Origin of the sequence: Bradyrhizobium manausense, from assembly GCF_018131105.1 — a bacterium.
In the GTDB taxonomy this organism is placed as follows: Bacteria; Pseudomonadota; Alphaproteobacteria; order Rhizobiales; family Xanthobacteraceae; genus Bradyrhizobium; species Bradyrhizobium manausense_B.
Genome location: NZ_JAFCJI010000002.1, coordinates 130323 through 148527 on the forward strand (window position 1 = coordinate 130323; position 18205 = coordinate 148527).

The following is an 18205-nucleotide window of genomic DNA, read 5'->3' on the forward strand; positions in this document are numbered from 1 at the left end:
GCATGGGCTTGGATCAGTTCGGCGCTTTCCGTTGCCGCCCCGGAATCGCGGCCAGCAAGGCCTGCGTATAGGGATGCTCAGGCCGATTGAGCAGGTCTGCGGTCGGCCTGATCTCGACGATCTCACCAAGACGCATGACGGCAATTCGATCGCAGACCTGCGCCGCAACGTTGAGATCGTGGGTGATGAACAGCACCGCGAGCCGCAGCTTCTGCTTCAGCGTCTCGAGCAGCGCGAGCACCTGCGCCTGGACCGAGACGTCGAGCGCCGACACAGGTTCGTCCGCGACCAGGACCTCCGGGTCGAGCGCCAGCGCGCGCGCAATGCCGATCCGCTGGCGCTGCCCACCGGAAAACTCATGCGGAAAGCGTCGCACAGCGGCCGGATCGAGACCAACGAGTGTCAAAAGCTCCTCGGCGCGCGCGAAGGCCTGTGCCGCCGGAACTCCGTGCGCGATTGGACCGTCGGCGATGATCCGTCCGACGCGGCGGCGCGGATTGAGCGAGGCAAACGGATCCTGGAAAACCATCTGCATATGTTTGCGGGCGGCCCGTAGACGCGCTCCGCGAGCCTCGGAGAAATCAAGTTCGCCGATGCGGACCACGCCGGCATCTGCGTCGGTGAGACGCATCACCAATCGTCCGATCGTGCTCTTGCCCGAGCCCGACTCGCCGACCAGGCCGAGCGTCTCGCCGCGCCGGATCTCGAAGCTTACGTCCTTGACCGCCGCGACCTCGGTCTGCGCTCCAAACCATCCGCTTCCCCGATAAGTCTTTGCAAGCCCGGTCGCCGCACAGGCAATCGGCTCGTCCTTGACTTGCGCCCGATCCGGCGGGGTTCCCCCCGGTACGGCAGCGAGCAGCCGGCGTGTATAGGGATCTTGTGGGCGCCTAAGAACATCTTCGACCGGCCCCTGTTCAACCACCCGCCCCTTCTCCATGACCGCGACGCGGTCCGCGATGTCGGCGACGACGCCGAAATCATGTGTGATGAAAAGCACCGCCATGCCGCGCCGCTGCTGGATGTCGCGGATGAGCCGAAGGATTTGCGCTTGCGTGGTGACGTCAAGCGCCGTGGTTGGTTCGTCCGCCACCAGGACCGACGGCTCGAGCGCCAGCGCCATGGCGATCATGGCGCGCTGACGCTGGCCGCCCGACAACTGATGCGGATAGCTGCGGACAATCCGCTCCAGGTCGCGCAGGCCCACTTCCTCGAGGAGTGCGCGCATGCGCAGCTTCCGCTCGGGCGGGGTGAGCTGCTCGTGCGCCTCGAATGCCTCCATGATCTGATCACCGATCCTGATCACAGGATTGAGTGCCGTCATCGGCTCCTGGAAGATCATCGCGATGCGCCGCCCACGCAATCCTCGCCATTCTGCGGGCGCCAGTCTCAGCAAATCGCGCCCTTCGAAGCGGATTGCTCCTGCAACCGGACGAATGGCTTTCGGAAGCAACCCCATAGCGGCCGAGGCGCAGACCGATTTGCCGGAGCCGGACTCGCCGACCACGCAGAGGATCTCCCGCGCGTGCAGGGCAAGGGAGACGCCTTCCACGGCGAAGGCACGATCAGCACCGCCGGGCAGCGCCAGCGTCAGCAGCTCAATTGACAGGATCGGTTCGGCCATGTCGTTCATTTGACCCGATCCAACATCGCGCTTCTCCCTCGTCCCGATCACGCCGCCAATGCGATGCCGTCCTTGCGATGATCCGACGCGCCAAACATGACGCCCCTGCGAACATCGATGTGCACGGCCTGGCAACCTCCCAGCGGTTCGTCGGCCCAGATCACACGATGGCCGCGACCGATCAAATCATCAGCCACCGAGGAGGAAATCGTAGGTTCGAGCGTCAGCACGCCGTCGAATGCAAAGCTGCGTGGCGCGTCCGAGGACTGCTGAACATCCCAACCGCGATCAAGCATGCCGCTCAGGATCTGCACATGCCCTGTCGCCTGATATTGACCGCCCATCACGCCAAAAGCCATGACCGGCTTGCCATGCCTGGCCAACAGACCTGGAATAATGGTGTGGAACGGACGTTTTCGTGGCGCGATGGCATTGGGGTGCCCGTCGACGAGTGAGAACCCCGAACCTCTGTTCTGCAGCAACACGCCAGAGCGAGGAGCGTAGATGCCGCTCCCGAAAGCGAAGAACAGCGAATTGATGAGAGACACCATGTTGCCGTCGCGATCGACGACCGCGACGTAGGCGGTATCACGATGCACAGGCATGTCGAAGTCCGTTGGTGCGCTCGCGCGCCCGCGGCTGATGCGGGAGCGCAGGGCCCCGACTGATGCCTCCGAGAGCAGCGCGTCGATATCGAACGGACGGAACAAGGGATCCGCGATGAGCGCATCGCGCTGCCGGTAGGCCGCCTTGGTCGCCTCGGCCAAAAGATGGATGCGGTCTGCCTCGCCGAGCGCCGGATCGGCCATATCGAAGCCGGCAAGGATTCGGGCGATCAACAGTGCCGCGACGCCCTGGCCGTTCGGCGGGCATTGCCAGATCTGATGATCACGATAGTCGGCACTGATCGGCTCCACGTATTCAGGCCGGGCACTCGCCAGATCCTCGAGCGTCATCAGTCCGCCCATCGCCTGCAGAACTGCGACGATTTCTTCGGCAACAGCGCCTTCGTAGAACGCGGCCCGTCCTTCACGCGCGATCCGGCGCAACGTTGCGCCGAGGGCAGGATGGCCGAGCCTGCCGCCGACGTCGGGCGCAGCTCCACCGGGCAGATACACCGGCACACCGGTCCGATGCCGTTCGATGCGATTGGCGTAGCGTGCCCAGTCCAGGGCGGCACGTGGAGTCACCACGAAACCATTCTCGGCCGCCTGGATCGCAGGCGCCAAAACCTCGTCCAGCGCTTTTGAACCATAATCGGCAGAGAGCCGGCACCAGGCATCGACAGCGCCTGGAATTGTCACCGCATGGGGCGAGTCGTCCGGGATCGACGTCAATCCCGACTGCCGGAACCAGCCAAGCTCTGCCTTCGCCGGCGCTCGACCCGAACCGTTGATGGCGACGGGTTTGCCTGAGGCGGGCGCATAAATCGCAAAGCAATCGCCACCGATGCCGGTCATGTGCGGATCGATGACGCCCTGAAGAGCAATGGCACCGATCGCGGCGTCGACGGCGTTACCGCCGCTCCGCAGGATTTCGACCGCAGCCAGCGTGACAGCGGGGTGAGAGGCCGCGACCATACCCCGATCGCCGACCGCCAGGGACCGTCCCGGCACCATGAAATCGCGCTGTCGCCAGCTCATGCCCTTCTCCGATCGTTGGTGTAAGGCCGATTGACAAGCGCAGCGGCCGCCGATTCATCGCAGAGAACGTCGACGTTGCCATGCAGCCGAAGGGCTGACGCAGGGCAAGCCGTCCCAACAGGGCCCTCGATTGCTGCCGCGACCGCGGCTGCCTTCTCCGGTCCTGTTGCAACAAGAAGAATCCGTTTCGCGTCCAGGATTGTCGCGACACCCATCGTAATGGCACGTCGAGGAACTGATGCGCGATCAGGAAAACTCCCGGCATTGGCAGTGCGGGTCGCTTCGTCAAGCCTGATCTCGCGGGTGCGCGAGGCGAAATCCGACCCCGGCTCATTGAAGCCGATATGGCCGTTGGTGCCGATACCGAGCAACAGCAGATCGATACCACCGGCTGCCGCGATCTGCGCCTCGTAGCGTGCCGCCTCGGCGGCGACGTCGGCGGCCATGCCGTCAGGGATTCTGGCTCGCTCCGCCGGCATGTCCACGTGCCGAAACAAATGCTCCTGCATGTAGGCCCGGAAACTCCCCGGCGATTGCGGCGCAACCCCGACATATTCGTCGAGGTTGAAGCTCGATGCAGCGCGGAAGGAGATCAGGCCGGCGCGTGTTGCCGTGACAAGACGGGCATAGAGCGGCGTCATTGTTGCGCCGGTGGCAAGACCGAGGGTAACCGGCTGTCGATCGCGCAACTGGCCGATGATCGTTGCGGCCGCGCGCTCCGCGACTGCATCCGCGTTGCCGACAACCTCAATTCTCGGCGGATATTGTTTCATGCGGCGACATCTGCCGCCATGGCGGGAAGGGCAAGAGGGCCCGCGTCCCTGCCGATGCCAAACAGCGAGCGATGCACGAGGTCTATCGCGCTGCCGATCGCGCCGATCAGCGTGGCACGATTGCCGAGCGCGCTCAGCTCGATACGAACGGGCTGGCGCATGCAGCGCCCGAGATGCTCATCGACCCGCAGCTTCAACTCGGGCCGCGCGCCGATGCTGCCACCCATGATGATGATCTCTGAATCGAGGATGCTGTGCACGGCCAGGATCGCGCTCGCGAGGATCCGGCTGACTTCGTCGATTGTGATTCGTGCCGCCTCATCGGTCTCGAGCCGGTCGAAGACATCGCGCACCGTGCCGCCCGGGACGCCACCAAGGCCGAGATAGCGCTCGACAATCCCGACGCTGCCGACGGCGGTTTCCAGCGTACCCAGCCGAAGACCGCGCGTATCGTAGGGATCGCCTCCAAGTGGCAGGTAGGCGATCTCGCCGGCCGCACCACGCGCGCCGCGCACAAGATAGCCGTCCGAAAAGATGCCCATGCCGATACCGGTGCCCAGGGCGATGAAAGCGAAGCTGCGGGCCTTGCGGCTGTTGCCGCGCCAGTGTTCGCCGATCGCCGCGAGATTGACGTCGTTCTCGATCGCGACGTCGATACCGAGGCGCTCGCGCAATGCAGCCCGCACATCCAGACTATCGAGCCCGGGAATATTCGGGGCGAAGACGATCGCGCCTGACGCCGGATCGATGATCCCCGGACTTCCCATCACGCCGCCGCGCAGGCGTTGCGCAGGTACGGATGCTCGCTGGAGCAGAGACTCTTGCATGCGCCCGATCTGAGCGACCACAGCAGCACCACCGTCGACGGACGTCGCTTCGATGCTCTCGGCGACGATCTCTCCGTGCAGGTCGGCAAGCGCAACGTGCAATTTTGTGCCGCCAAGGTCGATGCCCAGCACGAAAGCGGCGTCCGGCCGCAAGGCATAGGTGACTGCACTTCTACCCACGCTGCCCTGGATTTGCCCGTCCTCGCGCACCCAGCCGTCGCGTTCGAGGTCGCGCATGACTTCGGAGATGGTCTGCTTCGACAAGCCGGTGCTGCGAGAGAGCTCCGCCCGCGATACCGCGCGATCGCGCAACAGGCACTCGACGACGAGGCGCACGGATTGTTGTCGCGCAATTGGCGACGAGGGGGCATCTGGCATGGAGGCTCAATCCAATTCGTCAATATACCGAACTAATGCTGACCGGGCGCCGCCGTCAAGGGGGATACGAGAACGCATTTCTTCTCGTAAGAGGTGTTATAATACGCCATCATTCTACGCCCTAAGTCGATTTGTTCTAGACATTTACAAATTGAAGTCGGCGTGCTTGTCTTGACCTTCGACAGCAGAGCCTTGGCAAAGAATCCTTGGATGAAAGGAATTCCGTATGAAGCGGATCGGCACAGCGTTGGCGACAATCTTGATGATCGGGTCGGGCCTCATCTCGGCGCATGCTGCGACGCTGCGGGTCGGCATTCAGGACGATCCCGATGCGCTCGACCCGGCACTCAGCGGCACTTATTCCGGCCGGTTCGTGTTTGCTGCGCTGTGCGACAAGCTTGTCGATATCTCCCCTGACCTCAAGATCTTGCCACAGCTGGCAGAGTCCTGGGAGTGGGCCGCGGATGGCAAGTCGATCACCTTCACCCTGCGCAAGAATGTCACGTTCCATGATGGCACCGCGTTCGATGGCGCTGCGGTCAAGTTCAATATCGAGCGCATGAAGACGATGCCGGATTCGAAGCGCAAAGCCGAGCTTGCGCCGATCATGAGCGTCGAGGCCCTTGCGGCGGACAAGGTCAAGTTCAACCTGTCGGAACCGTTCGTGCCGCTGCTTGCCAATCTCAGCGATCGCGCCGGCATGATGGTATCGCCGAAGGCGGCAACGGAGAAAGCCGGCGAATTTGCAGCTGCGCCGGTCTGTGCGGGTCCGTACCAATTCGTCGAGCGCAAGTCGCGTGACCTCATTCGCCTCAAGAAGTATCCCGGCTACTGGAACGCTGGCGCCGTCGGCTACGACGAGGTCGTCTATTACTACGTCCCCGACTCGACCGTGCGGTTGTCGCGGGTACGAGCGGGCGATCTCGAGCTCGCGGAACGCGTGGCACCCACCGATCTCAAGACCGTTCGCGACGACCCCAATCTCACGCTTCATTCCGGCAAGGGACTCGCGGTTTCGCATCTGATGTTCAATGTCGGCGCAGGCGCGAAGGCCGATACGCCACTCGGCAAGAACGCGACGCTGCGGCAGGCCTTTGAGCTTGCGATCGATCGCAACGTCATCAACCGCGTCGCCTTCAACGGCGAGTTTCTGGCGGACAACCAGATGATTCCGCCGTCGTCTCCATTCTACGATAGCGCACACAAGGCGCCGGCTCGCGACGTTGCCAAAGCCAAGGCATTGATTGCAGCGGCCGGAATGACCCGAGTCCCGGTCGAAATTTCGTACGAGAATACGGCCGGTGACTCCCGCGTCGCACAGATCATGCAGTCAATGGCGGCCGAGGCCGGCTTTGACGTGAAACTGTTGCCCATGGAAACGACCACCGCCATCGAGCGCTACCTGAACGGCAATTTCGAAGCCTATATCGGCAACTGGAGCGGCCGCCCTGATCCGGATCCGACACTGGTCGCATTCTTCAGTTGCGCAGGCTCCCAGAACGTCAACAAATATTGCAACAAGGATCTCGATGCGATCCTGACTCAAGCACGAGGCGAAGCCGACGAGGCCAAGCGCAAGGCCCTCTACGCGAAGGCGACTGACATTTACCTGACGGCGCTCTCGTCGATTCCTCTCTATCACCCCAACTGGTTCTTCGCCGCTCGCAAATCGGTCGGCGGCATCGTCATGGTGCCAGACGGGCTCTTGCGATTGGTGGGTGTCAAGCCAGTGAATTGACGCGCAACGTCGCGCGTTTTCCCTGGGATGAGGACTAGTCTGCTCCAATGAAGACCCTGCTTCTGCGCCGCCTTGCCGTCTTGCTGCCGACCTTGTTGCTCGTGTCGATGATGGTGTTCGGTCTGCAGAAGCTGCTACCCGGCGACCCGGCGCTGGCGCTCGCCGGAGAAGAGCGCAATCCCGAGGTCATCGAATATCTTCGGCAGAAATATCGCTTCAACGATCCGATTCCGGTGCAATACGGCATCTGGCTAAAGGCCGTGGCGCACGGCGATTTCGGCACATCGGTCCGCACCCGACTGCCGATCGGCACCATGCTTGTCGAGAAGCTGCCGGTGACCATCGAGCTCGCGATCCTGTCGATGCTGGTCGCGCTGCTCGTCGGGCTGCCGATCGGGATCTTCGCGGCGTTGCGACGCGGAACGCCGCTGGACTACGGTGCCAGTCTTTTCGGGCTCGCCGGACTTTCGATTCCGCATTTTTGGCTGGGGATCATGTTGATCCTCCTGTTCTCGGTGAACCTCGGCTGGCTGCCGGCGGGAGGCTTTGTTCCGCCATCCGAAAGTATCGGCCGCAACCTGATCTCGATGCTCATGCCTGCGCTGGTGCTCGGCACGGGGACAGCCGCGATCATGATGCGCCATGTCCGCAGCGCGATGATCGAGGCGATGAAGCAGGACTATGTGCGTACCGCCCGTGCCAAGGGCGTCCGCGAACGTACCATCGTGCTGCGCCATGCCCTGCCGAATGCGCTGATCCCGGTTGTCACCCTGGGCACGCTGCAATTTGGCGAGTTGCTGGCTGGAGCGGTGTTGACCGAGCAGGTCTTTTCGATCCCCGGTTTCGGCAAGATGGTCGTCGATGGCGTATTCAGTCGCGATTACGCGGTGGTTCAGGCCGTCGTGCTCTGTACGGCGGCGGTCTTTCTGCTGATGAGCCTGATTGCCGATGTGGCCTATGTGCTCCTCAATCCGAGGCTCAGGGCATGAGCGCGATCGAGGCGGCGCCGGTCTCCGCTCAGATGCGCGCAGGCGGGCGCTCTGAAATTCGTCGCCTGCTGCGCGAGCCGTCCGCAATGATCGGCGGCACCGTCATCTTGTTCTTCGTCGTGCTGGCGGTGTTCGCGACATGGATCTCACCCTACGATCCGAATACGCCGGATTGGATGGCGATTCGTGCTGCGCCCAATGCCGCGCATTGGTTCGGCACGGACGATCTCGGCCGCGATGTTCTGTCCCGGGTGATCTTCGGAACGCAGGCATCTCTCGCGGCCGGTTTGATTTCCGTGACTGTCGCGGTGCTGATTGGCCTTCCGTTCGGTCTCGTTGCCGGCTATTTCGGCGGTGTCACCGACATGGCGATCTCGCGCATTGCAGATGCCCTTCTCGCCTGCCCGTTTCTCGTCCTTGCGATTGCGCTGGCCGCATTCCTGGGTCCGAGCCTGCAGAATGCGATGATTGCAATCGGCATTTCCGCGGTTCCAGTCTTCGTCCGCGTTGCACGCGCCGAGACACTGGTTGTCCGCACCGAGGACTATATCGCGGCAGCGCGCGCTCAGGGGCTTGGCCATTTCGCTATCCTGACCGGGCAGGTCTTGCCGAATGTGCTCGCGCCGACGATCGTCCAGGCGACCCTCACGATGGCGATCGCCGTTCTGGCCGAGGCGAGTCTCGCCTTTCTCGGTCTTGGTCAATTGCCGCCGGCTCCCTCCTGGGGATCCATGCTGGATGTCGCCAGGCAATTCCTCGGCGAAGCACCATGGATGGCATTCTGGCCGGGCCTCGCGATCATCGCCCTTGTCATCGGCTTCAACCTCATTGGCGATGGGTTGAACAGCGCGCTGAATCCCCGGCATTAGATGTCGGAAGCGAGCAAACCGCCGAGTTTCCGCTTGTGGACTAAATCCAGGCGATCATTGGCTTTGCCTTGATGGCTCGTTCTAATCCGAAGCCGACACCGGGGCCGTTCTGAAATCGCGGTCAGGCCATGCTGCGACACGGCCATTTCGACATGTCTTCACGGTGTGTGCTTTGGATCACAGCAGAATCAAGCAGCATTGCCTAGAAAGGTCGCGCATGGCCGCAAACAAGGTAACGGCGGTACGCACCAGGCTGGGAGGCGATCAACAGCTACGGACTTTCGAAGCCGCCAGGGTGAAGAACCCGGCGGCTTTCTTCTATTCGGAAGCCTGATTTCCCGATGAGATGGCGCGATAGACGCCGTTACGACTTCAGACAAGGAAGAAGTCCACAACGGATCAGCACGCAGGAGCGAGGGAGAAATTGTCAAGTTTTCCCGATACGTCCGGTCATCATCCAACGGGCGCATGGGAAGTGACTTGTGCCCCAGTTCACCCCTCCTCTAAAGAGCTGGGGCCTTTTTCGCTGCGCCGACAGTCCGGCAACGAAAAAGCCGCCGACCCTGTGGCCGGCGGGAAGTCGAAACTGAGATCGTTGACGATCAGCGGGCACCGATCGTGCGGTCAAACTAGCACTGATTCCCGTCTTGGCCGTTTCAGCCCTCCCGCTAGCCAGCCTCCCGCTCATGCATGGCCGCTTCCACCTGATCGGCCAGGACGGTCAGATGCGCGGCAAGGCGCGCGAACAATTCCTGCTTTGCCGTGTCGGTCGCAAGGTCGCGGATGAGGGCGCACTCGGCGGCGTCCTTACGCAGCTTTTCGAGTTGAGTCTGGTAGTCCTGCATGCCGCGTCACATTGCCTGTTTTTCCCGATTTTAGGGCATGCCTGGCAAATTCGAACACAACAAATGTTAGCTCAAGCGGCTCTCGCCTGCTTTCGTGCCCGATATTGATCGATGGCGCGATTGATGACCATCAGCCGGCGGTGCTCGCCTTTCGCGACGATCTTGGTCACCACTTCCACAAGAATACGACCGGCTTCATCGGGATCGTGGATTTCGCCCGCGCGTTCGAGAACATCCCAGATGATCTGAATGCAATCTTCGATGAAGGCAGGGATCTGTTCGGTCATTCAGGGAAATACGCAACGCGAGAGGTCGTTCCGGATGGCGGCGCCGTTCAGTCCACCTTCGTCCGGGCAGATGGCGCAAACTTTAATAGAATGCGATGAGCCGGATTCGGCAGACTGCAATCGGTTCGCGCCATGTTGGCACATGTCCGTTCTCGCGCGTGAGGGAGCCATGTACTACGTCGCCGCTGGACTGCTCGGACTTTCGGGACTGTTCTATTCAGCGGGCCGTCACGAGCTCGGCTCGTTCGGCGCGGACGTGTGCAGCTATGGCGGCACCTTCTGCGACAGCCCGGTGATCGTCTTCACCGGCGCGGCGCTCGCCGCGGCGTGGGGCATGTTCGTCAGCATCAAGTAAGGCAACCCGCGTCGATCGGACGCTGGATCTGAACGTCGCGCCTTAGAGCGCGAGCTCCTTGCGAACAGCGGCCGCCGAATTGCCGACCTTGTCGACGGCCTGCTGCAACTCCTCCCTGGAGATGCCGAGCGCATGGGTCCAGTACTTGACCTCCCACGCCTCGTGCATGTTGATCTTGCTGCGATCCGGCTGTTCGCGCTTCGTCAGATGGTCCATCGCTACGTCCTCCCTCGACAGAAGAACGCCACCGTGCCTTCGCCGTTCCGAGGCGGATCATGGTGAATCTCCTCGCAGGAATTGCGATTCGGAAAATCGGTGCGACAGCAAGACCCGTCGCGAGGCAGGGAACGAACGACACGCCGACTTGACAAATGTTAAGTTTCGTTCGCTTTGCCGTGCGCGCGACACCTAACATTTGTTGTGTTCCTCCATTTCACTAACGCATCGTCCACAGTGTTAAGAAGCCGGGGCGGCGTTATCTAACCTTTGTTGTCAACAGCAAGCCGGGGTCTGTGCTTTTTGGCCCACACGTGCCCAGGCGCGTGGGGGATGGGAAGACGTGGCAAGCGACATGATCTGGGCGCCGCTGTTTCAGCGCCTGAAAACGACGACCGGCGCGGATGACCGGGATCTGCAAGCCCTCGCGGCACTGCCGTTCACGCTCCGCGACTTTCGCGAGAACGAGTCCGTGCTGCGCGACGGCGAACAGCCGGGCGAATGTTGCCTGATCGCCGACGGATTCTGCGTCCGCTCCAAGACCATCCCGGACGGCCGGCGCCAGATCCTGTCGATCCACATTCCCGGCGACCTGCCCAACCTGCAAAACCTCCACTTCCCGACCGCGGATCATGACCTGATCGCGCTGTCCGATTGCACGCTGGCCTTCATCGCCCACAAGGCGTTGAACGATCTCATCCGCCAGCGCCCCGGTGTCGGCGACGTGTTCTGGCGCGACACGCTGGTGGACGCCGCGGTCTCCCGGGAATGGATCGTCAATGTCGGCCAGCGCTCGACTTACAACCGGCTTGCGCATCTGATCGTCGAGTTGCGCGAGCGGCTGCGCCTGATCGGCCGCGTGATCGACAACACGTTCGCGATCCCGCTGACGCAGGAGCAATTCGGCGAAGCCATGGGCGTGACCAGCGTTCACACCAACCGCATCCTGCGTGAACTCCGCATCGACGGCGTTCTGGAGCTTCAGCGCGGCACCGTGAAAATCCTCAACGAGCACAAGCTCCAGGAGCTTGCCCAGTTCGACGGCCGCTATCTGCATTTGTCGCCGCTGTCCTAGACAGACCGGCTGCGCCAGTAGGCGTTCACGGACATCGCATACCGCCGGCCAATCCTGGAACTTTCCGGCCAGGATCGCGCTTAGGCTCTGACTTCGTAATTTCCGGAAGGTCAGCCCTGTCGAACCGATCCAACCATCGCATGTCCAACCACGGCGGCGGCTCCGCGCCGACGAAGTCCACACCGATGCTGCTGCGACGGCTGGGTCCGGGCCTCATTACCGGCGCGGCCGACGACGATCCGTCCGGCATCGCAACCTATTCGCAGGCCGGCGCGCAATTCGGTTACGGATTGCTCTGGACGATCTTTCTCACCCTGCCGTTCATGATCGCGATCCAGCTCGTCAGCGCGCAGATCGGCCGGGTGACTGGCAAGGGGCTCGCGGCCAACGTCATGCAGCTCGCACCGCGCTGGATCGTGATGGGGCTGGTGGCACTGCTTGTCATCGCCAACACCTTCAACATCGCCGCCGACATCGCCGCGATGGCGGAGGCGCTCTCGCTGGTCATCGGCGGGCTCAATCACGAGCACGCGCTGATCTTCGCCGCAGGCTCGACACTGCTCCAGGTGTTCGTGCCCTATCGCCGCTATTCGCCGGTGCTGAAATTCCTGACGCTGACGCTGTTTGCCTATGTCGCCACCGCCTTCACGGTGAAGATCCCGTGGAGCACCGCGCTGCTTGCCGCGGTATGGCCGAAGACTAATATCAGCGCCGACTATTTCATGATGGTGGTCGCCGTCCTCGGCACCACCATCAGCCCCTACCTCTTCTTCTGGCAGGCCTCGCAAGAGGTCGAGGAGATGAACCAGGGCAAGCGCGACAAGCCGCTGCGCGATCTGCCCAGCGGGGGCGACCCTGAAATCGCGCGCATCAGGGCCGACACCGCCGTCGGCATGCTGCTGTCGAACAGCATCGCCTTCTTCATCATCCTGACCACGGCTTCGGTGCTGAACGCCAACGGCGTCACCAACATCAACTCGGCGACGGAGGCGGCCGAGGCGCTGCGGCCGCTTGCGGGCGACTTTACCTTTGCGCTGTTCGCGATCGGGATCATCGGCACGGGCCTTCTGGCCATTCCAGTGCTGGCAGGCTCGGCGGCTTATGGTGTTGCGGAGATTTTCGGCTGGCGCGCCACGCTGGAGGCGAAGCCGGAGAAGGCGGTCGGCTTCTACACCATCATCGCCGCCGCAACCATCATCGGCTTCGGTCTCGGCTTCACCGGGATCGACTCCATCCACATGCTGGTGTGGAGCGCTGTGCTCAACGGCATCGTCGCGGTGCCGATCATGGCGATGATGATGCTGATCGTCTCGAACGGGACCATCATGGGGCGCTTCAGGGCCCGGTCATGGCTGGTCGCGCTGGGCTGGCTCGGCACCGCGCTGATGGCACTCGCCGTCCTCGCCCTGCTCGGCTCGTCGGTGATCGGCTAGAGCGGCGACAGCGCCGCGGAAATCTGCGAGGCGATGATGAAGGTTGCAATCACCGCAGGCACGCTGATGAACCGCAAGAACTGGTCGACCGAACGCATTGTTGTCCCCCCAAACACAAAGCGCCCCGCGCGCGCACTACTCCACCCCTTGCGCGACGTGCTGATCGGCCGTCAGAAACCGATCGGAAATGGCGGCCCCGCTCATCGTGAGGAGCGCCAGAACGGAAATCATGGCTAAAAACTGCATGCGTCCTTGATCGATTCCGATTGTGGCCAAAAAGCTCGGGACTTGGCGCAATTTCGGGACGATCCCGGGAAAACTCGTGGCTATCCCCACCGGAATCTACGGGCCCTCCCTCAAAACGGCGCGGAAGGCGCCTCAGGCCGCGATCTTGGCAGGCTTCACGACGGCCGGTCGTTAGCCTAACAATTGGGGCTTGAGCCGGGCTTGTGACCGGGCTGATAAGAAAAATAACGCCCGGCCGGGCGACAGGGAGCGACATGACACAATCATCAAAAGCAACAAGTCTCGAGATCCTTGCCTGCGATGCCGGCTGGAGAAACTACCACTTCGTCAAGGTGACAACGGAGGACGGCGTCGTCGGCTGGAGCGAGTTTGACGAAGGATTCGGCTCGCCCGGCGTCGGTGCTGCGATCCAGCGTCTCTCCGCCCGCGTGATCGGCCAGAACGTCTTCCAGCACGAACGCATCCACGCCGAGCTGTTCGCCGCCACCCGCCCGGCCGCCGGCGGCGTCGTCGCGCAGGCGCTCGGCGCGATCGAAAATGCGTTACTCGATGCCAAGGCAAAGTGCCTCGGCGTTCCCTGCTACGAGCTTCTCGGCGGCAAGATCCGCGACCAAGTCAGGGTCTACTGGTCGCATTGTGCGACGTGGCGGATCAATCATCCCTCCTGGTACAAGCCGCCGATCGAGAACTTCGACGGCGTCAAGGCGATGGGCCGCGAAGTCCGTGAGAAGAAATTCACTGCACTCAAGACCAACATCTTCTCTTACGACGACGGCAAACCGACCGGCTGGCGGCCCGGCTTCGGCTCGCCCTTCTCGCCCGAGATCAATGTCGACCGCAAGATCCTGCGGGACCTGCGCACGCATCTGGAAGCGATCCGCGACGGCGCGGGTCCTGATGTCGATATCTTGCTCGATTGCAACTTCAACGCCAAGACCGAGGGCTATTTGAAGATCCTGCGCGAGATCGCCGATCTCGACATGTTCTGGATCGAGATCGACAGCTTCAATCCGCAAGCCCTCGGCTATATCCGGAGGCAGAGCCCGCACCCGATCTCGTCCTGCGAGACGCTGCTCGGCCTGCGCGAATTCCTGCCCTATTTCCATGAGCAGGCCATGGACGTCGCGATCATCGACACGCCCTGGAATGGCGTGTGGCAGTCGATGAAGGTCGCCTCAGCCGCGGAAGCCTTCGAGGTCAACGTCGCGCCGCATAATTTCTACGGCCATCTCTGCTCGATGATGAACGCTCATTTCTGCGCAGCGGTACCGAACCTGCGGATCATGGAGATCGACATCGATCGCCTCGCCTGGGACCGCGAACTCTTCACGCATGAGCCGGAAATCCAGAACGGCCATCTGATCATCCCTGACCGTCCAGGCTGGGGTACGGAGCCGAACGAAGAAGCTCTCCGCGCCCATCCGCCGAAGACGACGGGCGGCTTGCTCAGCTACGGCCGTAAGAATTGACGCTCAAAAACTGACTCTTACGGCTGCACCGGATTGACGGTCGGAGACGTCTTGGGCCCCGGGGGCACCGGCTCGACCAGCGACTTTGGTTCGGTCGGAAGCACCTTGGCGCCTACCGCGCGGGCGGCTTCGCCTGTGGTTGCAAACATCGCGACATGAGCCGGCTGGGTCTTGGCGCGGCTCCAAGGACCATGATCGACGACCAACATCGCAGCAATCGTCAAGGCGGCTACAATCATCGCGATCACGCCGGGATGGCGAAGCGCTGAGGACATGGAGTTTGCGAAGCGGCCGGTTGTCATCGAAAGACCCATACAATTTCCTCTCACAGGTTAATTCGAATCCAGCCTGCGAGTTCCGGGCCTGAGCGAGGCGAGTTCCAAGCCAATGCCCGGAACCTGGCGATTCCGCCTCGTTCACTTCACGTCGGGTCGCGCATCGCCGACGAATTTGTCGCGATTCGGCATCTTGATCTCCGCAAGCGATTTGGCATCGAGCGTCGCATCCGCTCCGACCAGCCCATTCAGGTTCAAGACATAGGCAGAAACCGCGTAAACATCGTCATCGCTCAGCGACTGTGGCGCGTTCTGCGGCATGGCACGACGGATGTAGTCGAACAAGGTTGGTGCATACGGCCAGTAGCTTCCGACGGTGCGGATCGGCTTGGCCGTCCCGATCGTGCCTTGCCCGCCAACAAGGCGATCGCCGATACCGCCCTCGCCCTTGTCCCCGTGGCACGACGCACATTGCTGGGCGAATACCTCGCGTCCGTGACTGACCGAACCGCTTCCCTTCGGCAGATTGCTGCCATCGCGCCCGATATCGATATTCCAGCCCGCAATCTCGGCCGCCGTCGCGGGCCGCCCGATGCCATAGAGGCTTTGCGCCTGCGCGCCATTCGCTGAAGCGCAGAGCAAAGCAATGATGGTGCGGCCAAAAATCTCACGCCAGCGCATTGGTCACCTCCCCGCCGCTCGCGATGCGCCAGGGCCAGATCGCATTGTTGTGGTAGAAATAATTCTCGCCGCGTATTGCGAGCAGCTCAGCGAACGTCGGCTGCACATAGCCGGTTTCGTCGATCGCGCGGCTCTGGATCACTGCAGGCTTGCCGTCCCATTGCCAGGGCAAGCGGAAGCGCGTCAGGGCACGCGTCAGCACCGGCTCCTGCAATCGCGCGTCCTGCCAGCTCTTGCCATCATCGACGGATACTTCGACGCGCCTGATCTTGCCGTGGCCACTCCAGGCGATGCCGGTGATTTCGTGGAAGCCGGGTCCGCTCAAATGCTGTCCGCCCGAGGGGCGCGTGATGATCGACTTCGCTTCCATGTAGAAGGAGAATTCACGCGCGGTGCCATCAGGCAGAAGATCGGTGTATTTCGAGGTCTCCTCACGCGAATAAGCAGGCTCCGCCGTCGCGTGCAGGCGTCGCAGCCACTTCACGTTCATGTTGCCTTCGAAGCCCGGCAGAAGCAGCCGCAACGGGTAACCCTGCTGCGGACGAAGCCGCTCGCCGTTCTGGCTATAGACGAGCATGGCATCCTCGAGGCACTTCTCGATGGGGATACTTCGGGTCAACGCGGCGGCGTCGGCGCCTTCAGCGATGATCCATTTGGCTTCCGGCTTCAGTCCGGCCTCCTGAAGCACCAGCTTCAGGCTGACGCCTGTCCATTCAGCACAGCTCAACAGGCCGACGAGGTCGGACGCGGTCTTGCCATAAGGCTTGGTGTAACCGGGGTTGCCGGAACATTCGAGAAAGTGGATGCGCGACTCCGACGGGAAGCGCCTGATATCGTCAACGGTGAAGATCAGGGGCCGTTCGACGAGGCCGTGAAGCATCAGCCTATGCTGCGCCGGATCGATGGTCGGAACGCCGCCGTGATGGCGCTCGTAGAACAGCCCATTTGGGGTGATGATGCCGTCGAGCTCCTGCAATGGCGTACGGCCGGATGCGGAGATGTACTGTTTGAGGGTCTTCGAAACATTCTTGACGACGCCCTTCTCGAACGGCGACGGTGCACCGTAGGGCTGGCTTCCCATGGGATCGCCGGGCGCCTTCATCCAATCCGGAATGTTGGGTGGAAGGTTTTCCGTCTCTGCCGCTGTCGACGCACCGGCCCCGAGGACGACGCCTGCCACGGCGCCGCCACCTTGCAGGAAGCGACGGCGTGTGGCTCTCGCGGATTTATCGCGGCTTTCGATCGTGCTGCTCATGGCGGGGACCTCGGCTGAAGCGTGGTCCGCATGAAACCTTTTGCGAAGCGCTTTTGCAATTCGCGCGCATTTCAAAAGCCGGCGATCTCGATCAGGACTGACCTAAATCCGCCGGCTGCGGCAGCAGTTCCATTCTTCGCAATGCACAATCGGCCCGCGCGTCACTCACCCGGCGCGATCGCGTTGCTGGGCGTCGGCCGATCGGTGATCTGCTGGCCGAACAAACTGCCGATCAGTTCGACCGCGGTGCGCGCTGTGCGGCCACGCTCATCCAGGAACGGATTGAGCTCAACGATGTCGACCGATCCGACCACACCGGAATCGTGGAGCAACTCCATGATCAGATGCGCTTCACGATAGGTTGCGCCGCCCGGCACCGTGGTACCGACGCCCGGCGCTACGCAAGGGTCGAGAAAATCGACGTCGAAGCTGACGTGCAGCACGCCGTTGCTCGCCTTGACTCGCTCGATGACGCGCCGGATCAACACGGCAACACCGAACTCGTCGATCTGACGCATATCGACGACCCTGATCCGTCGCGCGCGCATCAGTTCCTTTTCGAGCTTGTCGATCGAACGCGCACCGAACAGGTCGAGCTTGTCAGGATCAATAGAGGCGCGCGGATCGTCGCCCAAGAGCCCATCAAGGCCCGCCTCACCGCAGAGGAACGCGGCTGACATCCCATGCATGTTGGCGGTGATGGTCGTCTGCGGTGTGTTGTAGTCGGCGTGGGCATCAAGCCAGAGCACGAACAGTTCGCGTCCGCGCTCCCGCCAATGCCGCGCCATCGCATTGACCGAGCCCATTGACAGCGTGTGGTCACCGCCGAGGAAGATCGGTAGCGCACCGGTTTGCGCGATCTCATAACCGCGAGAGCTGAGCAGGCGCGTCCAGCGCTGGATTTCGCGGTAATGATTGGCCTTCTCGGGCGGCCTATCGGCGAGATCCGCAATTTCGGTCGTAGAAAGATCGCCGTAGTCAACGACTTCAAAATCCAGGCTTTCGAGCAGCGTTGCGAGGCCGGCCGTTCGCAGCGCCGCAGGACCCATCAGGGTGCCCCGCTGTGAAGCGCCCATGTCGATGGGCGCGCCCAGCAATGCGATGCGCCGGGCTCGATCCGCGATGGTTCGATCGGTCACGGCAATCTCCTGAGATCCGCAAGGATGCACCAGCGTAACAGAGATTCGCACCCGTCGTTTCACGGGGAAACCGGAACAAATTCCAGCG

18 protein-coding genes are annotated in these 18205 nt (G+C 62.3%); 7 read left to right on the forward strand and 11 right to left on the reverse strand.

Annotated elements, in window-relative coordinates:
* Window positions 1-13: 13 nt before the first annotated feature.
* From JQ631_RS20895 to JQ631_RS20910, 4 genes are read right to left on the reverse strand one after another with little or no spacing between them, the layout of a single operon-like run.
* Window positions 14-1624, reverse strand: a complete 1611-nt coding sequence (locus JQ631_RS20895; protein ID WP_212331471.1) for an ABC transporter ATP-binding protein — start codon at window positions 1622-1624, stop codon at window positions 14-16.
* A gap of 47 nt (window positions 1625-1671) precedes the next feature.
* Window positions 1672-3267, reverse strand: coding sequence for a gamma-glutamyltransferase (ggt, locus tag JQ631_RS20900; RefSeq protein ID WP_212328788.1), 1596 nt, complete (start codon window positions 3265-3267; stop codon window positions 1672-1674).
* Entirely contained in the window at window positions 3264-4040 is a 777-nt protein-coding gene (gene nagB, locus JQ631_RS20905) for a glucosamine-6-phosphate deaminase (RefSeq protein ID WP_212328789.1), read from the reverse strand. Before nagB ends, ggt begins: the two co-directional genes overlap by 4 nt.
* Entirely contained in the window at window positions 4037-5203 is a 1167-nt protein-coding gene (locus JQ631_RS20910; RefSeq protein WP_349645010.1) for an ROK family transcriptional regulator, read from the reverse strand. The genes nagB and JQ631_RS20910 overlap by 4 nt, the downstream gene beginning before the upstream one ends.
* A 268-nt stretch (window positions 5204-5471) precedes the next feature.
* Between JQ631_RS20910 and JQ631_RS20915 the strand changes: the two genes are divergently transcribed.
* From JQ631_RS20915 to JQ631_RS20925, 3 genes are read left to right on the forward strand one after another with little or no spacing between them, the layout of a single operon-like run.
* A complete protein-coding gene (locus JQ631_RS20915; RefSeq protein ID WP_212328791.1) occupies window positions 5472-6983 on the forward strand; it encodes an ABC transporter substrate-binding protein in 1512 nt (503 codons plus the stop codon).
* A gap of 47 nt (window positions 6984-7030) precedes the next feature.
* Window positions 7031-7972, forward strand: coding sequence for an ABC transporter permease (locus JQ631_RS20920; RefSeq protein WP_212328792.1), 942 nt, complete (start codon window positions 7031-7033; stop codon window positions 7970-7972).
* Window positions 7969-8841, forward strand: coding sequence for an ABC transporter permease (locus JQ631_RS20925; protein WP_212328793.1), 873 nt, complete (start codon window positions 7969-7971; stop codon window positions 8839-8841). Before JQ631_RS20920 ends, JQ631_RS20925 begins: the two co-directional genes overlap by 4 nt.
* Before the next feature lie 668 nt (window positions 8842-9509).
* Here the strand turns inward: JQ631_RS20925 and JQ631_RS20930 are convergent.
* Window positions 9510-9686, reverse strand: coding sequence for a hypothetical protein (locus JQ631_RS20930; protein ID WP_212328795.1), 177 nt, complete (start codon window positions 9684-9686; stop codon window positions 9510-9512).
* Window positions 9687-9757: 71 nt separating this feature from the next.
* On the reverse strand, window positions 9758-9973 hold the full coding sequence (locus tag JQ631_RS20935) for a hypothetical protein (RefSeq protein WP_249160854.1): 216 nt from the start codon (window positions 9971-9973) through the stop codon (window positions 9758-9760).
* Between the two features lie 169 nt (window positions 9974-10142).
* Between JQ631_RS20935 and JQ631_RS20940 the strand changes: the two genes are divergently transcribed.
* Window positions 10143-10328 carry a hypothetical protein gene (locus JQ631_RS20940; RefSeq protein ID WP_212328797.1) on the forward strand — a complete coding sequence of 62 codons (186 nt, stop codon included), beginning with the start codon at window positions 10143-10145 and terminating at the stop codon, window positions 10326-10328.
* 42 nt (window positions 10329-10370) lie between these two features.
* Here JQ631_RS20940 and JQ631_RS20945 read toward each other — a convergent pair whose 3' ends face one another.
* Window positions 10371-10544, reverse strand: coding sequence for a DUF3606 domain-containing protein (locus JQ631_RS20945; RefSeq protein WP_194481433.1), 174 nt, complete (start codon window positions 10542-10544; stop codon window positions 10371-10373).
* Window positions 10545-10887: 343 nt separating this feature from the next.
* On the opposite strand from JQ631_RS20945, the gene JQ631_RS20950 reads away from it, so the two are divergent.
* From JQ631_RS20950 to JQ631_RS20960, 3 genes are all read left to right on the forward strand, one after another.
* A complete protein-coding gene (locus JQ631_RS20950; protein WP_212328799.1) occupies window positions 10888-11619 on the forward strand; it encodes a Crp/Fnr family transcriptional regulator in 732 nt (243 codons plus the stop codon).
* Between the two features lie 140 nt (window positions 11620-11759).
* Window positions 11760-13052: an NRAMP family divalent metal transporter gene (locus JQ631_RS20955; RefSeq protein WP_249160856.1), complete on the forward strand. Its 1293-nt coding sequence runs from the start codon at window positions 11760-11762 to the stop codon at window positions 13050-13052.
* 500 nt (window positions 13053-13552) lie between these two features.
* Window positions 13553-14767 carry a mandelate racemase/muconate lactonizing enzyme family protein gene (locus JQ631_RS20960; RefSeq protein ID WP_212328801.1) on the forward strand — a complete coding sequence of 405 codons (1215 nt, stop codon included), beginning with the start codon at window positions 13553-13555 and terminating at the stop codon, window positions 14765-14767.
* A 17-nt stretch (window positions 14768-14784) separates the two neighbouring features.
* On the opposite strand, the gene JQ631_RS20965 is transcribed toward JQ631_RS20960, so the two are convergent.
* The 4 genes from JQ631_RS20965 to rocF all read right to left on the reverse strand — a co-directional run bounded on the left by JQ631_RS20965 (window position 14785) and on the right by rocF (window position 18117).
* Complete coding sequence (locus tag JQ631_RS20965; protein WP_433995521.1) at window positions 14785-15069, reverse strand: hypothetical protein; 285 nt, start codon at window positions 15067-15069, stop codon at window positions 14785-14787.
* A gap of 114 nt (window positions 15070-15183) precedes the next feature.
* A complete protein-coding gene (locus JQ631_RS20970) occupies window positions 15184-15723 on the reverse strand; it encodes a c-type cytochrome (RefSeq protein ID WP_212328805.1) in 540 nt (179 codons plus the stop codon).
* On the reverse strand, window positions 15710-16978 hold the full coding sequence (gene soxC / locus JQ631_RS20975; RefSeq protein WP_212328807.1) for a sulfite dehydrogenase: 1269 nt from the start codon (window positions 16976-16978) through the stop codon (window positions 15710-15712). The genes JQ631_RS20970 and soxC overlap by 14 nt, the downstream gene beginning before the upstream one ends.
* A 161-nt stretch (window positions 16979-17139) precedes the next feature.
* On the reverse strand, window positions 17140-18117 hold the full coding sequence (gene rocF, locus JQ631_RS20980) for an arginase (protein WP_212328808.1): 978 nt from the start codon (window positions 18115-18117) through the stop codon (window positions 17140-17142).
* Window positions 18118-18205: the final 88 nt, after the last annotated feature.

Excerpts from the sequence above, each read along its gene's own strand:
- JQ631_RS20895 (WP_212331471.1), bottom strand. The coding sequence starts at position 1,624 with ATGGCCGAACCGATCCTGTCAATTGAGCTGCTGACGCTGGCGCTGCCC.
- ggt (WP_212328788.1), bottom strand. The coding sequence starts at position 3,267 with ATGAGCTGGCGACAGCGCGATTTCATGGTGCCGGGACGGTCCCTGGCG.
- nagB (WP_212328789.1), bottom strand. The coding sequence starts at position 4,040 with ATGAAACAATATCCGCCGAGAATTGAGGTTGTCGGCAACGCGGATGCA.
- JQ631_RS20915 (WP_212328791.1), top strand. The coding sequence starts at position 5,472 with ATGAAGCGGATCGGCACAGCGTTGGCGACAATCTTGATGATCGGGTCG.
- JQ631_RS20920 (WP_212328792.1), top strand. The coding sequence starts at position 7,031 with ATGAAGACCCTGCTTCTGCGCCGCCTTGCCGTCTTGCTGCCGACCTTG.
- JQ631_RS20925 (WP_212328793.1), top strand. The coding sequence starts at position 7,969 with ATGAGCGCGATCGAGGCGGCGCCGGTCTCCGCTCAGATGCGCGCAGGC.
- JQ631_RS20930 (WP_212328795.1), bottom strand. The coding sequence starts at position 9,686 with ATGCAGGACTACCAGACTCAACTCGAAAAGCTGCGTAAGGACGCCGCC.
- JQ631_RS20935 (WP_249160854.1), bottom strand. The coding sequence starts at position 9,973 with ATGACCGAACAGATCCCTGCCTTCATCGAAGATTGCATTCAGATCATC.
- JQ631_RS20940 (WP_212328797.1), top strand. The coding sequence starts at position 10,143 with ATGTACTACGTCGCCGCTGGACTGCTCGGACTTTCGGGACTGTTCTAT.
- JQ631_RS20945 (WP_194481433.1), bottom strand. The coding sequence starts at position 10,544 with ATGGACCATCTGACGAAGCGCGAACAGCCGGATCGCAGCAAGATCAAC.
- JQ631_RS20955 (WP_249160856.1), top strand. The coding sequence starts at position 11,760 with ATGTCCAACCACGGCGGCGGCTCCGCGCCGACGAAGTCCACACCGATG.
- JQ631_RS20960 (WP_212328801.1), top strand. The coding sequence starts at position 13,553 with ATGACACAATCATCAAAAGCAACAAGTCTCGAGATCCTTGCCTGCGAT.
- JQ631_RS20965 (WP_433995521.1), bottom strand. The coding sequence starts at position 15,069 with ATGACAACCGGCCGCTTCGCAAACTCCATGTCCTCAGCGCTTCGCCAT.
- JQ631_RS20970 (WP_212328805.1), bottom strand. The coding sequence starts at position 15,723 with ATGCGCTGGCGTGAGATTTTTGGCCGCACCATCATTGCTTTGCTCTGC.
- soxC (WP_212328807.1), bottom strand. The coding sequence starts at position 16,978 with ATGAGCAGCACGATCGAAAGCCGCGATAAATCCGCGAGAGCCACACGC.